Origin of the sequence: Paenibacillus lemnae, assembly GCF_012933385.1 — a bacterium.
In the GTDB taxonomy this organism is placed as follows: domain Bacteria; phylum Bacillota; class Bacilli; order Paenibacillales; family Paenibacillaceae; genus Paenibacillus_AQ; species Paenibacillus_AQ lemnae.
Window position 1 is genome coordinate 272522 of record NZ_JABBPN010000003.1, and the last position, 14383, is coordinate 286904.

Genomic DNA, 14383 nt, shown 5'->3' on the forward strand with positions numbered 1-14383 from the left:
CTTTCTATAGTGGAGGTGACAGCGGTCGTAAGAACATTTGCCATCGCGGCCGCCAGATAGGTAGCATAATCTCAGTCTAAATTTGGAGGATGATTATTAATGCAGCTGCATGAGAATGATATCGTACTTTTTCAAGGAGACAGCATCACTGATGCCGGACGAAATCGGCAGGACCCTGACAGCCTGGGCACAGGATATCCGCAAATGGTTGCCGGTCTGGCAGGCCTAAACCACCCCGAGCTGAATTTGAAGTTTCTGAACCGGGGGATCGGCGGCGACAGAGTCGTTAACCTGCAGGACAGATGGCAGGAAGACTGCCTGGATCTTAAACCAACATGGGTATCGGTATATATCGGGATTAACGACTGCTGGCGCCGTTATGATTCGCAGGATCCTACAAGCACAGAGCAGTTCAAGTCAGGGTACCGGAAGCTGCTGCAGCAGACACAGGAAAAACTGAATGCGAAGCTGATTCTAATGGAGCCGTTCGTGCTTCCGGTTCCTGAGGACCGGAGAGGCTGGCGTGAGGACCTGGATCCGAAGATTACCGCGGTCCGTGATTTGGCAGCCGAGTTCGGAGCGCTGCTCGTGCCGCTGGACGGACTTTTCAACGCGGCAGCTGCCCGCAGGGAGCCGGCTTATTGGGCATATGACGGTGTTCATCCGACGCCGGCCGGTCATGCACTCATCGCGAGAGCATGGATGGATACAATGGGTATTCGCTGTTAAGATCCCGCCTGCTTGACTGCGTTAACGTACAAAATAAAAAAGTGTTGACTCCCCTGTTTAAATCCGATAGGATTACTTGTAATAAAAAGAGATATGATTTGAGGGGGAGAAACACATGAACACAAGAAAACCATGGTACAAGCTGTCCGGCTTGCTGTTATCAGCAGCCATTCTGGTTGCAGGATGCGGCCAGGGTTCCGCAGGGGATAGCAAGAACGGATCGAGGGCGGACATCGAAAACCTGCCGGCAGCGATTGCTGAGAAAGAAGACATGAAGCTGATGGTCATCCGCAAGATCGGCGGAGATGATCACACGGCACAGTTCCTGGCTGGTGCGAAGCAGGAAGGTGAAGCTTTAGGTTTTAAAGTAGATACATTTACCGCGAATAATGATGCAGCCAAGTTCCACGATGCGATTGCCCAGGCTGCAGGTAACGGATATGACGGTATAGTGCTGTCGCACGGCGATGACCCTGCCACTGTAGAAGACGTCAAGACACTGAAAGAGAAAGGAATTCCTGTTGTCGCATTTGACTCTGTACCGGAGCTGGCTGAGATTGAAGGCGTGACCGTCACTTCCCAGGATGATGAGAATCTGGCCAAGCTGTCGCTGGATCGCCTGGTAGAAGAGCAGGGGTCAGAGGCCAACATCATCTATTTGTGGGTTGACGGATTTCCGCCAATGGTTCGCCGTAATGCAGTGTATCAGGAAACACTGAAGAGCAATCCGGGAATTAAGGAAATTGAGCGCTTTGGTGTTGCCAGCAGTGATACTTCGGTGGAAACCCAGAATGCGGTAGCTGCGATGCTCACCAAGCATCCTAAAGGTGAAATTGATGCGATTTTCGCCACCTGGGACGCATTCGCGATTGGGGCGGCAAGAGCCCTGAACGAAGCCGGCCGCAATGAGATCAAGATTTACGGGATCGACGTATCGAACGCGGATCTGGAAGTTATGCAGAAGCAGGACAGTCCTTGGACGGCTACAGCTGCTGTGGATCCAAAAACAATCGGTGCTGTGAATGTGCGTCTGCTGGCGAAGAAACTCGCCGGGGAAGAAACACCTTCCACCTTCAGCCTGCCAGCTACACTGATTGATCAAGTCAGTCTCTCGAAATCTCAAGAGGCTGTGAATATGAGCAATCTTGCAGATTTGATTCCAGGCTGGGGTACCAGTACGGATTTTGAAGAAGAATGGATGAAGTCTTTAAAAGAAGTATACGGTGAATAATTTGCCGCCTGGCGCTCTTATCCATCTGGATAGGGGCGCCCATTTTAATGAGGGGAGAAGGTGATGCATCATGTCAGTCACAAACCCGTCTGGAGTTCAGGTTAAGCCGTCAACGGCTGCGCCGCTGCTGCAGATGAAAGGGATAACCATTTCATTCCCGGGCGTGCTGGCTTTATCCGAGGTCGACTTTGAACTTCAAGCAGGTACGGCTCATGCACTTATTGGAGCGAATGGTGCCGGCAAGTCGACTTTGATGAAAATTTTAGCAGGGGCTTATAACCATTATCAGGGTGATATTCTCGTGGACGGAGCAAACGTGTCCATTTCCTCGCCGAAAGACGCGAAGGATCTCGGCATCCAGGTCGTGTATCAAGAGGTGGACACCGCGCTGATTCCCAATTTGACGGTCGCAGAGAATATCATGCTGGAATCTATGGTTCATGATATGAAAGGCAGCCATATGATCCGCTGGCAGAAGATGCATGAACAGGCGAAGGCTGTTCTGGCACGTATGCGTATTCATATTCCAACACGCAAGCTGGTCCAGGAGCTGACGCTGGCCGAGAAGCAGATGGTGCTGATTGCAAGATCTGTAAGCAAGCAGTGCCGTATTCTGGTGCTGGACGAACCAACCGCGCCGCTCAGCCGAAGTGAAACCGAGCAGCTCTTCAAGCTTGTCCGGCAGCTGAAGGGCGAAGGGGTCAGTGTGATTTTCATCTCTCACCGGCTGCCGGAATTGTATGAGATCTGTGATGAAATTACAATCCTCCGTGATGGTAAACGGGTCGCATCCGAAGCTATTCGGGATCTGTCTCAAGAGGAAGTTGTGGAACACATGCTGAATGCCCGGATGGAGCAGCAGTTCCCGCTTCGCAAACGTACAGTAGGTGAGACCGCCTTTGAAGCGCGGGGCATCAAGGACACCGAAGGCAAGGTCAATGATGTCAGCCTGCAGCTGCGCAAGGGTGAAATTGTAGGTCTGGCCGGACTTGTGGGTGCCGGTAAAACGGAGCTGTGCCGGGTATTGTTCGGAGCCTCCAAGCATTCGGGTGAGCTCAGGCTGAACGGCCGTAAACTGCGCATCGCTTCACCGCATGATGCAGTCCGCCAGGGCATTGCCCTGGTGCCGGAAGAGCGGCGGCGTGAAGGGATTTTTGTGGAAGAGTCCGTCTCGGTCAATCTGACTGCTGCTGTGCTGTCCAGGTTCTGCCGTTTCGGCATCTGGATGAGCTCCCGCAAAGAGAACAGTTCATCGAATGTGATTATCGATAGTCTGGGCATCAAAACACCCGGCGGCCACACGAAAGTGGGCAGCCTGTCCGGGGGGAACCAGCAGAAGGTTGCTATTGGCAAGTGGCTGCTGGTGGATGCTGACGTATATATTTTTGACGAGCCGACCAAGGGAGTGGATGTTGGAGCCAAACGGGACATTTTCGACCTGGTGGCAGAGCTGGCTTCCCGGGGCAAGTGCGTGCTGTACGCATCCAGTGAGCTGTCCGAGATTGTGGGCATCTCGGATCGTGTGTATGTGATGTACGACGGCAAAATTGCCAGGGAGCTGGACACAGCGAACAGCAGCGAGGAAGAGCTGCTTCTGTACTGTACTGGAGGGGGATTGACATGAATACACCGGCTGTCACCCGGGAGAAACCGGCACAAAGTGCTTTTGACTTTTTATATAAATATGGAACATTGATTACGGTGGTGGTGCTGATCGCGGTTTTTGGCATCATGAACGATAATTTTCTCAGCTCGGGCAATGTGATCAACATCCTGCGCTCCATTTCGATTGTTACTATTATTGCAGTGGGTCTGACGGTTTCACTGGCGGTAGGAGGATTTGATCTCTCTGTCGGTTCCACGGCCTCACTGGCCAATGCTCTCGTGATTTCTTTTTTTGTCTGGCATGGCCATAATATCGGTGCCGGCATTGCGTTAACGCTGGTCTTCTGTCTCGCTGTAGGGTTAATTAATGCTTTCCTTGTTATTAATTTTAAAATTCAGGATATGCTGATGACCCTCGCAACCATGTTTGTGTTCCAGGGTGTTGCCTTGACGTACACGCGCGGCGCCACAGTGTCCCAGAATATGATTATGCCGAGCGGAGAATATGCGGAGGGGAAGATTCCAGCGCTGTTTGAAAAAATCGGACAGGTCCCCTGGATTATTATCATCATGCTTCTGGTCGTCGTGATCGTTCACTTGTTCCTTACCTATACGAAGCATGGCCGGTATATGTACATGATCGGCGGCAATCGCGAAGCGGCGGAGCTGTCTGGTATTGCAGTCAGCCGCTACCGGCTCACAGCGTATCTGATTTCCGCCCTGTTCGCAGCGGTGGGAGGAATCATCCTCGGTGCGCGCGTCATGAATGCTGAGGTCAATGCAGGAGGCCCTTATTTGATGGATGCTGTAGCTGCTGCCTTTATCGGTTACTCCGTGCTGGGATCAGGCAAGCCGAATGCACTCGGCACATTTGTCGGTGCTGTATTGATCGGTATTTTGCAAAATGGTCTGATTATGATGTCGGTTCCCTACTATGCGATGGATATTGTAAAAGGCTCGGTGCTGGCGCTAGCGCTGGCGGTTACCTACTATAAGAAGAAGCATTAACCTTTCGAATGGAAGAAAAAGCAGAGGCCTGCGTTACAGGTTTCTGCTTTTTTTGTTGTGTTACATGATTGACGGCTGCCAGCTTTTTTCATTATGCTTGTAAAAGAACAATTTTTTGCATGGCCGCTTACTGAAAGGGGACAACCTGTGAGAAAACAGACCTTTATACAGCCGGATCCTCAGAGCTGGCTGCAGACATTTCATTTTTCATTTCCCATCAAAATCCGATATTGCGAGACGGATATGCTGGGGCATGTCAATAATGTGAGTTATTTTATGTATTTTGAGCAGGGCCGGATTGAATATTTCGAGCACCTGAACCTGACAGACGAGTTGTTTAGTCAGAAGGCCGTATCTGTGGTTGCGGATCTGGAATGTCAGTACCTGGCACAGATGTACCTCAAAGATCCTTTGATCCTGCATGTGCGGGTGGCGGAGATCGGCCGGTCTTCCATGGAAATCCAGTATGCGATTATGGTTAAGGATCAATTGAAGGCAGCAGGGCGGGGAACGATTGTACTGGTCGACACCGCTAGCGGCAAAAGCACGCCCATTCCGGAGGAAGCGCGCAGGGTCATCTCTGATTTTGAACAATGGCCCGGGCAGCTTACATAAGAGAGGATGACTTTGAATTGTTACAGGTTCGATTCGGTATTATCGGTACCAACTGGATTACGGAACGGTTTATTCAAGCGGCGATGGAGAGCGACCAGTTTCGGTTGACAGCAGTGTATTCACGTAGCCAGGAGAAAGGCTCGGCTTTTGCAGCAAAATATGAGCCTCGTCCTGCAGTGTATACGGATATTTCCGAGATGGCGGCAAGCGATGAGGTGGATGCTGTATATATCGCCAGCCCGAATTCGTTTCATGCAGAGCATGCGATGATCTGTATGAATCACGGCAAACATGTTCTGTGCGAAAAGCCTATGGCATCCAATACCGCTGAGGTTCACGCTATGATGAAAGCGGCTCGAGAGAATAATGTTCTGCTGATGGAAGCCCTGAAGTCGACCATGATGCCGAATTTCAAGGCTGTGCGGGATAATATGTACAAGCTGGGACGCATTCGCCGCTATTTCGCGGGGTACTGTCAATATTCTTCCCGGTATGACGCCTTTCAACAGGGAACGATTTTGAATGCATTTAACCCTGAATTTTCTAACGGTTCTCTGATGGATCTCGGTGTCTACTGTATCTATCCCATGGCGGTGTTGTTTGGCAGACCGGAAGCGGTGAAGGCGGAAGGTATTAAACTGTCCTCCGGTGTAGATGGAGAAGGCAGTCTGCTGATCCGTTACCCGGACATGGATGCCGTCATTATGCACTCCAAAATCAGTGATTCCTACCTCCCGGCCGAGATTCAGGGCGAGAACGGCACTATGGTCATTGACAAGATCAACCAGCCTTATGATGTGAAAATTTATTATCGTGACGGCACCATCGAGGATATTACGCAATCCCAGACCCATGAGTCCATGTTCTATGAACTGGAGGAATTCATAGGTCTCCTGGAGACCGGGAAGCGAGAGAGCAGCATGAACTCGCATGAAGCCACATTGGTCACGGCAGAGATTGCAGAAGAAGCCAGGCGGCAGATCGGTCTCGTGTACCCTGCCGATGGGAAGAACCGAGTTAACTGAACCGGTATCGAAATGGGCCAAAAGGTTGAAATCAAGCCGTTTCTGTTTGGGATGGTGAACCCAGGAAACGGCTTTTTTGCATGCACATAATGATTTCCTGTATAAGGATATACAGGGCTTGTTTTACATGCAATATGACATTTGTCATATGTGTCACTTGACGTTTGTGACTGTGTGTCATGACACTTTTTGGTTACACTAGAGACAGAGAAAGGTGAGCTGTACCGGTAATCTATCTGTCAGCCACGCGTCATAATGAGGAGGAAAACATCATGGCCCAGTCCAATTCACTGTCCCATCTAAAAAAACATGTCGCTCCCTATGAACATAATGATATGAAATCAAGCATCCGGCAGATGCTCAACACACTGCTGCCTCTAGCTTTACTCTGGTATGCTGCTTATTTGAGTCTCTCGGTATCCTACTGGCTTACACTGCCGATCGCGATGGTAGCATCAGGCTTTGTCGTGCGGACCTTTATTATTTTCCATGACTGCTGTCACCAATCATTCTTCAAGAGCCGCACTGCGAACAAGATTCTAGGTACGATTACTGGTGTTTTGACGCTCTGCCCTTATGAACAGTGGAAAACCAGCCACTCCATTCACCATGCAACAAGCAGCAACCTCGACAAGCGCGGAACCGGCGATATGTGGGTGCTTACGATAGAAGAATATGAACAGGCTTCGATCTGGACGAAAATTGGCTACCGTATTTATCGGAACCCGCTGGTTATGTTTGGACTTGGACCCATCTTTATTTTTCTGATCGATTATCGCTTTAACCGTAAAGGCGCAAAACGCAAAGAACGCATTAACACGTATGTGACGAATGTGTCGCTGGTTGGCCTGTATGCACTGCTGTGCTGGGCTATCGGCTGGCAGGCCTTTGTACTGGTACAGGCACCGGTGTTCTTCTTCTCCGGAATGCTGGGCATCTGGCTGTTCTATGTTCAGCATCAATTCGAAGATACGTATTTCGAACATGATGAGGAATGGAGCTATGTTAATGCCGCGGTAGATGGAAGTTCTTACTACAAGCTGCCGAAGCTGCTGCAGTGGATTACCGGAAACATCGGATTCCACCATGTGCATCACCTGAGCCCGAAAGTACCGAACTATCACCTGGAAAAAGCGCATAATGCCTCACCGCCGCTGCACAAGGCAACGACCATTACGATCCGTACCAGCCTGAAGGCGCTGAGCTTCCGTTTGTGGGATGAAAAAGGCAAGACGTTTATCAGCTTTAAAGAGCTGAAAAAGCGCAGACGTGAAGAAAAGCGGAATCCGGATCTCGCCGTATCAGAACTGAAAACCGGAACCGGCTGATTTGTATTCGTAAGACCTGAAGAATATGTTATGATACAGTAGATGAAGCTATGAAGAGGTGACGCCCTATGCAGAAATGGTATCAGATATTTCAGAAAAGCACAGGGCTGAATCCTTATGTATGGGTCGTCTTTTATATCCTGCCGTTTTACTTTATCTTCCGCTCCACGTCCACCTATCAGGTTGTGATCGGGATTGTGATGATTCTAGTTTTTTTCGGCTGCTACGTGCTGTCCTTTCTTTCGAAAGGGTGGCTCGTTTATTTTTGGACCAGTGTACAGATTCTCATATCCATCACGATGACATTGCTCTTCGGATATGTGTATTTTGCGCTGTTTCTGGCGTTTTTCATAGGAAATATCAAAAACAGAGTCGGTTTTTTCACATTGTATACGATCCATCTGATGACGACCGTACTGACCGTGAATTATGGCTTTGTCACCCGCAACCCTTGGTTCATCACCCAGCTGCCGTTCGTCCTCGTGAGTGTCGTGGCCGTCGTTCTGCTGCCGATCACCACCTTTAACCGGAACAACAACGACAGGCTTCAGGGCCAGCTGGAGGATGCCAACAAAAAGATCTCCGAGCTCGTCAAGCTGGAAGAACGCCAGCGTATTGCCCGGGATCTCCATGACACACTGGGGCAGAAGCTGTCTCTCATCGGTTTGAAGAGCGATCTTGCAGGCAAGCTGATCACCAAAGACCCAAACCGTGCCCATGAAGAAATTCAGGATGTCAGGCAGACCGCAAGGGTTGCGCTCCAGGAAGTACGCGAGCTGGTGACTCAGATGAGAGGAACACGACTGGTGGATGAGATGTTTCGGATCACACAGATTTTAAAAGCAGCCCAGATAGAGTTTTATCTTCATGGAGATCCCGATGAGGTGAACCTCTCACTTATGAATGAGAATGTACTCAGTATGTGTTTGAAAGAAGCGGTCAACAACATCGTGAAGCACAGCAGCGCCAGTGAGTGCTCCATCACACTTGCCCCCGCGAGAGCAGAACTCGTGGTGACGGTGAAAGACAACGGGATCGGCATTCCCGGGGACAAGGCATACTCACGGGGCAACGGCCTGCGCGGCATGTGGGAACGGCTTGAATTTGTCAACGGGAGCATGAACATTCAATCAGATGAAGGGACAACCTTGATTTTAAGGGTGCCCCATGTGCTCAAAAAGCCCGAGAAGGAGGCAGGGGAATCATGATCTCAGTTGTCATTGCGGAAGACCAGAGAATGCTGCTGGGGGCTTTGGCTTCCCTGCTTGACCTTGAAGAAGACATGCAGGTTGTCGGCACCGCAGGTAACGGAGAGGATGCTGTGAAGCTGGTTCATCTCCATCAGCCGGATATCTGTATTATGGATATCGAGATGCCTGTGAAGAGCGGACTGGAAGCGGCAGAGGAGTTAAAGGGACAGGGCTGCAAGGTCATGATACTGACGACCTTCGCCCGCCCGGGTTATTTTGAACGGGCGCTGAAAGCTGGTGCGCACGGATATCTCCTGAAAGACAGTCCCAGTGAGGAACTCGCTACGTCGATCCGCAGCATTATGGAGGGCCGCCGCATCTATGCCCCTGAGCTGGTGGATGAGGCTTACGGGGAAGAAAATCCGCTGACCGAGCGGGAGAAAGAGGTCCTTGGACTGATCGCTGACGGCAAGAATACGAAGGAAATTGCAAGTGAACTGTATTTGACAACAGGAACAGTCCGGAACTACATATCTGTCATCTTAGACAAACTTGGGGTCAGCAACCGGATCGAAGCCATTACGCGCTTTAAGGAAAAAGGCTGGTTTAAATAGTCAGGAGGCGAATCAACACATGAGTATGATCAGAGAGTCTGATCTGCCGGGCATTGGCAAAAAATTTCAGATCGATACGAGATCCGACGATAAGCTGGTGGTGGTCATCCATGATGACGGCCGCAGAGAGATGCATCATTTTGATTACGATGACACTAGCGAGAGTATTTCCACGTTGACACTTGAAGATGATGAGGCTCGTCAGCTGGCAGGTATTATCGGTGGAATGACCTACAGACCGACAGCGCTGGAGAACGTTGAAGTGACGCTCGAAGACCTGGTGATTGAATGGTGCCGTGTGGAGTCAGGACATAAAGCCGCAGGTAAGTCGATTGCCGAGCTGCAGGTCCGCCAGCGCAGCGGCGTTAACATTCTGGCGATCATTGGGGAGAATGGCCAGAAAATTAATCCGGGTCCTGACGATGTGCTGGAAACCGGGGCCATGATTGTTCTCGCAGGGGAACGGAACCAGATTAAACAGATGAAAGAGCTGCTGGTCAACGGTTAAGTTATAAGAAGTTAAAGTTGAATCAAGTTGTGTAAAAGAGAGCGAGCCACATAAAAAGGCGTTTCCCCGGACCTGTCGGTGGTCTGGGGAAACGCCTTTTTTGTGCTGCCCATCAGCTACATCAAACGTGACAGCACGATGGCACCGTAGGCGAAAGCAGCCAGGATCACAAGGGCCGGATGGATTTTGCGGATATTCATGGCCCAGAAGGCGACGGCTGCGATACTCAGGGTTTGAACCGTACCGATAGAAACGATAGAGCTTGAGGTCATCTGCCAGGTAAGCATCAGCATCATGACCGCAATGACGGGCTGTACCAGCAGCGTCATTCCTTTGACAACGGGGGAGCTGCGGTATTTCTGAAGAAGCTTCAGCAGCAAAATCAGTGCCGCTGCGGACGGAATCACAGTGGCTGCAAGTGCTGCCGTAAAGCCTCCCCAGCCGGCGACACCGTATCCTACAAAAGCGGCAATTTTTGTGGCAATAGGACCCGGCAGCGCATTGCCCAGAGCCAGCATATTTGAAAACTCATGATCGCTCAGCCATCCCCGACGTGTGACAATGTCCTCATACATTAGAGGGATGGAGGCAGGACCTCCGCCGTAACCCAGCACGTTGGAGATCAGAAAACTGATAAATACCTGAACCCATTCCATGAATCAGGCCCCCTCTCCGGATTTGCGTTGTTTTCTCATTTTGGAGAGGAGCTTGAAGTGAAGGGCCCCGTAGGTCAGAAACAGTACGATAACGATAGCCGGGTGAATGTGTACGGTTTCCAGCAAAAGAAAAGCAATGATGAAGGATGCCGCTCCTGCATACCAGCCGAGGCCTTTCACCGCCTTTTCACCGAATTCGTAAGCCATCGTGCCTAGCATGACAGCGATGACAGGCGTCACACCGGCGATCATACCGGCAATGATTGTAGAACTGCTGAGCACCTGGACTGCCGAGAAAAGAACAATCATAGCAAGGGCCGTCGGCAGGATGTGTGCAAGTACGGCCACGACGGCTCCGGCCGCCTTTTTTTGCTGATAGCCGAGATAGGCTGCCATTTTGGTGGCGATTGGGCCTGGGAGGGCGTTGGCGAGTGCTAGGGTTTCGCCGAACTCGTCATTGGACAGCCACTGGTATCGGTGAACCGCTTCATGCCGGATCAGCGGAATGACGGATGGGCCTCCTCCGTATCCGAGAATACCGGTCCGGAACATGGAGAGGGTCAGCTGCAGGTAAACGTTGGTTTGTGATTTCAAGTCAAGAATCCTTTCCAGCACTAAAGTTATGTAGATCGTATGTATATAAATATATAGATGTGTGCATTAGTTTTCAACGTTATCCATATCCTGTGCTGAACTTGTGCCGAACCTGTTAAGCCTAAGGTGAGCCAGATTTCATGAACCACAGCTTGACGTGCTCCACATCTGCTTGTTCCATTCCCGTAATCTGCCCGTTATACTGACTCGAAATGAGGCTGACTTCGAATGATAATAGTTTGCGGCGGCGCTGCCATCGGCTTCCCTTAACGGATAAGCTGATGACCTGCGGACGCCGGACATAGCGGGTGTGCCTTGCGAGTGTCCGTGTGCGAAGAATTAACTGCTTCTCATGCAGGGCCATGCCGGTATCACGGTGTGTCCAGTATGCATAAAAAATGGACAGCGGAAGCAGCAGAAGCGACCACAGACCAGGTGTCTTGAAGTACCAGATACAGCCGGCGCATATTGCTGTAGTAAACAATGCTTCCAGCCGGAGATACAGCCACAGGGCTCTGCGCGGAGAACGAGTGTCCACGGGAAGAGCTTGGAAATGCGGAACCGTTTTGTGCAGTAAACCGTGAACTTCTTTTAAAGGGAGCATTGGATGCAGCACCAGGTGCTTGTCAGAATCCGAAGTCAGCACATGGAGCTTCACCTCGGCATAACCGAACGGCTGGCGCAGAAGACCTTCTTTGACGGAGACGGCCTGAACACGTCCCGGCGAGAAGAACATCTGCTTTCGTTCCAGCAGTCCACAGGTTACCGCGATCTGCTGGCCGACACGCTCTACCGTGAAGCCGGCATACTTCACGGTATATAGAACCGCAGATAACAGCCAGGCAAGAATTAAAGTAAGAATGATAGCAGCTGTCCATCCGCCGGAAAGCAGCTGTCCTGCTTCCTTGAACAGTACGGTATACAGCTGATCCGGCAGCAAATCATCGGCAAAGGAAGCGATAGCCGCAGCAAAGGCGAAGGCGAGTGACAGGTTAAACGAAGTCAGAGCGGCGAGCAGCAGACGTCCAGCAGAAAGCTTGAGCAGCACGGTTCGCTCTTCTGCCGGCAATTCGGCATCTTTCCGGCAGGAAGTGTCATTTCCCGGGAAAAGTTCGTTCTTTTCCTCAATTTGTTTTACTATGGAATCATCCTCATGACGAATGTGAGTACGTTCCCGGAGCCAGCGTTGAAGATGCTCGGCTTCACCATGCGAGATTGCGGGCAGCTTTCCGCCGTCTTCATTTTTCCCGGAGGTGTCAATCTTTACCTGAGTCAGACCGAAGAGTCTTTGAGCAATCGGCTGCTCCATATTCATGGAATGTATGCGGCCCGTATATATGGATTGTTCCTCCCGCAGCCAGATACCGCGGCGAATGACGATTTTGTCATCCTCCAATACATAAGTGAACCGTCTCCAGTCCATCCATCCTGTCAGCAGCAGGAGCAGAATGATCCCGCCGGCTCCTGCTGTCCAGGGCCAGAGTGCAGATAGTAACCCGTTTTCTTGATTGAGACGGAACATAAAGAAAACCGTCAGAGGCAGAAGAGCCTTTAGAAATCCGACCAGTGGAAACAGGATGAAGAGCTTATGAAGCCGGCGGACGTTATGCTGTTTACTCATCATGATCCACCACTTTGGCAAGCTCTCCGATTCGGAATTTGAGCTGTTCTGCCTCGGTTTTTTCTAAAGCCTTGATGACATGGGTTTTGGCGGCTGTAACGACCTTCACCTCGGCAAGACCGTACCTTCTCAGCAGTGGTCCGCTCTCGAGCTCTACGTGCTGGACCCGTGTCATGGGAACAACGGTATCAGAAAGCCAGATATAACCTGAGGCAAGCTCAAGCTGCTCCGGCGACACCTTAAAGCCGAATGTACGATAGGTGAGACCTGGTTCGATGCAGGTAAACCAGATGAACGCTATGATAAAAAGAGCCAGCGCCGCCCAGCCGGGAATTAGTGTCCATCCTTTGCTTTGCGCCAACAGCAGATAAGCCGCAGCAGCGGTCATTAAAGTTACACCGCCTATAATTCCGGAAATACGGGATACCTTCACGTAATCCGGATGGCAGCGGCGCATATCCCGTAATCGTTCTTCGATCATGTGTCATTCCTCCTGGCTATGTATGAAGCGATATTCTTAGGTGTCAGTCCTGTTATTGTAGCACAGCTTATTTAACGTCAGGTAAAGGATACTTGAACGATGTCTTACGTATTTTGAGTGAGTTTAATGAGAGTTAAGATAAAGAAGGAGAAACTATGAAAATAGATCGATTGCTTGGTATCATTGTGCTTATGCTAAATAAAGGCAGAGTCAGTGCCAGAGAGCTCTCGGAACGATTTGAAGTGTCCAGCAAAACGATTTACCGGGATATGGATACGATCAGTCAGGCAGGAATCCCCGTTGTAGCTTACCCGGGCTTAAGCGGAGGATTTGAAATTATGAAATCTTTTATGATCGACAGATACTGGCTGTCGGTAGAAGAGATGGGATCCCTGTTCACAGCGGCGAAAGGAATCCATCAAGCACTCGGCAGTCCGGAAACAAAAGCTTTGCTTGATAAAATTCAAAATTTACTTAATAAGGCCAAGGTTGGGCGGATTCCCGAGGAAGACCACATGGCTTTCGAACCGCTCATTATGGATTTGAATCCATGGGGACAGCGGGAGGGGATTCGAGAGCAGCTTGATCTCTTACGAGCATGCATCGCCCAAAAACAACGAGCTATCATTCATTATGTATCCTCCGGTGCAGATTCTGTAGTTCGGAAGCGGGAGGTTGAGCCGGTTTCGCTTATATTGAAGGGGAATGTATGGTATGTTCAGGCATACTGTTTATACCGCAAAGATCATCGTCTTTTCCGGATATCCAGAATAGAGCAGATTAAATTGCTGGAAACTCGGGCTCAGCCCCGTTTGAGACCCCAATTGGATGCTTTAAGCTGGAATTCGGTCTGGTCAGAAGGCATGCCTTGTACGGTTACGCTCAGGTTCACACCTTCTGCACGGCCGCGAGCGGCCGATTGGTTTCATCCTGAACGCTGGATTGAAGCAGCGGATGGTTCGGTGGTCATATCCACAGTGCTTAAAGTGGATGAATGGTTATATGGGACATTGCTGAGTATGGGAGATACTGTTCTGGTTGAAGGACCTTCTTGGGTTGCAGAAGAATTGTCACGGCGAGCGAAAAAAATTGCCGCACAGTATCGGAACCTGGACACATAGCTGTCCACATTCACGGTTTACACTGGATTCATCACGTTTGGAAAAGAGGAATATACA

The 14383-nt window shown here is 50.4% G+C and carries 15 protein-coding genes; 11 read left to right on the forward strand and 4 right to left on the reverse strand.

Translation table 11 applies throughout. The features are described 5' to 3' along the window. Positions 1–99: 99 nt before the first annotated feature. The 10 genes from HII30_RS04845 to HII30_RS04890 all read left to right on the forward strand — a co-directional run bounded on the left by HII30_RS04845 (position 100) and on the right by HII30_RS04890 (position 9853). The gene (locus tag HII30_RS04845) at positions 100–729 is read left to right on the forward strand and encodes an SGNH/GDSL hydrolase family protein (RefSeq protein ID WP_169503873.1); all 630 of its coding nucleotides are present in this window, start codon (positions 100–102) and stop codon (positions 727–729) included. Positions 730–844: 115 nt separating this feature from the next. Continuing rightward, entirely contained in the window at positions 845–1960 is a 1116-nt protein-coding gene (locus HII30_RS04850) for a sugar ABC transporter substrate-binding protein (protein WP_169503874.1), read from the forward strand. 70 nt (positions 1961–2030) lie between these two features. Further along, on the forward strand, positions 2031–3584 hold the full coding sequence (locus HII30_RS04855; protein ID WP_246246109.1) for a sugar ABC transporter ATP-binding protein: 1554 nt from the start codon (positions 2031–2033) through the stop codon (positions 3582–3584). Beyond that, complete coding sequence (locus HII30_RS04860; protein WP_169503875.1) at positions 3581–4573, forward strand: ABC transporter permease; 993 nt, start codon at positions 3581–3583, stop codon at positions 4571–4573. Before HII30_RS04855 ends, HII30_RS04860 begins: the two co-directional genes overlap by 4 nt. 147 nt (positions 4574–4720) lie before the next feature. Continuing rightward, positions 4721–5188: a thioesterase family protein gene (locus HII30_RS04865; RefSeq protein WP_169503876.1), complete on the forward strand. Its 468-nt coding sequence runs from the start codon at positions 4721–4723 to the stop codon at positions 5186–5188. A gap of 17 nt (positions 5189–5205) precedes the next feature. Then, complete coding sequence (locus HII30_RS04870; protein WP_281363433.1) at positions 5206–6213, forward strand: Gfo/Idh/MocA family protein; 1008 nt, start codon at positions 5206–5208, stop codon at positions 6211–6213. A gap of 272 nt (positions 6214–6485) precedes the next feature. Continuing rightward, a complete protein-coding gene (gene desA / locus HII30_RS04875) occupies positions 6486–7541 on the forward strand; it encodes a Delta(5) desaturase DesA (protein WP_169503878.1) in 1056 nt (351 codons plus the stop codon). Between the two features lie 68 nt (positions 7542–7609). Continuing rightward, a complete protein-coding gene (locus HII30_RS04880) occupies positions 7610–8749 on the forward strand; it encodes a sensor histidine kinase (RefSeq protein WP_169503879.1) in 1140 nt (379 codons plus the stop codon). Continuing rightward, positions 8746–9345 (forward strand): response regulator transcription factor, encoded by a 600-nt coding sequence (locus tag HII30_RS04885; RefSeq protein WP_169503880.1) that lies wholly within the window; start codon positions 8746–8748, stop codon positions 9343–9345. The genes HII30_RS04880 and HII30_RS04885 overlap by 4 nt, the downstream gene beginning before the upstream one ends. 19 nt (positions 9346–9364) lie before the next feature. Next, positions 9365–9853 (forward strand): cation:proton antiporter regulatory subunit, encoded by a 489-nt coding sequence (locus HII30_RS04890; protein WP_169503881.1) that lies wholly within the window; start codon positions 9365–9367, stop codon positions 9851–9853. Between the two features lie 116 nt (positions 9854–9969). Here the strand turns inward: HII30_RS04890 and chrA are convergent, their stop codons facing one another. From chrA to HII30_RS04910, 4 genes are all read right to left on the reverse strand, one after another. Continuing rightward, positions 9970–10509, reverse strand: coding sequence for a chromate efflux transporter ChrA (gene chrA / locus HII30_RS04895; RefSeq protein WP_169503882.1), 540 nt, complete (start codon positions 10507–10509; stop codon positions 9970–9972). Between the two features lie 3 nt (positions 10510–10512). Next, complete coding sequence (gene chrB, locus HII30_RS04900) at positions 10513–11103, reverse strand: chromate efflux transporter ChrB (RefSeq protein WP_281363434.1); 591 nt, start codon at positions 11101–11103, stop codon at positions 10513–10515. Between the two features lie 121 nt (positions 11104–11224). Beyond that, the gene (locus HII30_RS04905; RefSeq protein ID WP_169504098.1) at positions 11225–12724 is read right to left on the reverse strand and encodes a PH domain-containing protein; all 1500 of its coding nucleotides are present in this window, start codon (positions 12722–12724) and stop codon (positions 11225–11227) included. Further along, positions 12717–13205: a PH domain-containing protein gene (locus tag HII30_RS04910; RefSeq protein ID WP_211184438.1), complete on the reverse strand. Its 489-nt coding sequence runs from the start codon at positions 13203–13205 to the stop codon at positions 12717–12719. The genes HII30_RS04905 and HII30_RS04910 overlap by 8 nt, the downstream gene beginning before the upstream one ends. A gap of 155 nt (positions 13206–13360) precedes the next feature. Between HII30_RS04910 and HII30_RS04915 the strand changes: the two genes are divergently transcribed. Beyond that, a complete protein-coding gene (locus tag HII30_RS04915; protein WP_169503883.1) occupies positions 13361–14326 on the forward strand; it encodes a helix-turn-helix transcriptional regulator in 966 nt (321 codons plus the stop codon). Positions 14327–14383: the final 57 nt, after the last annotated feature.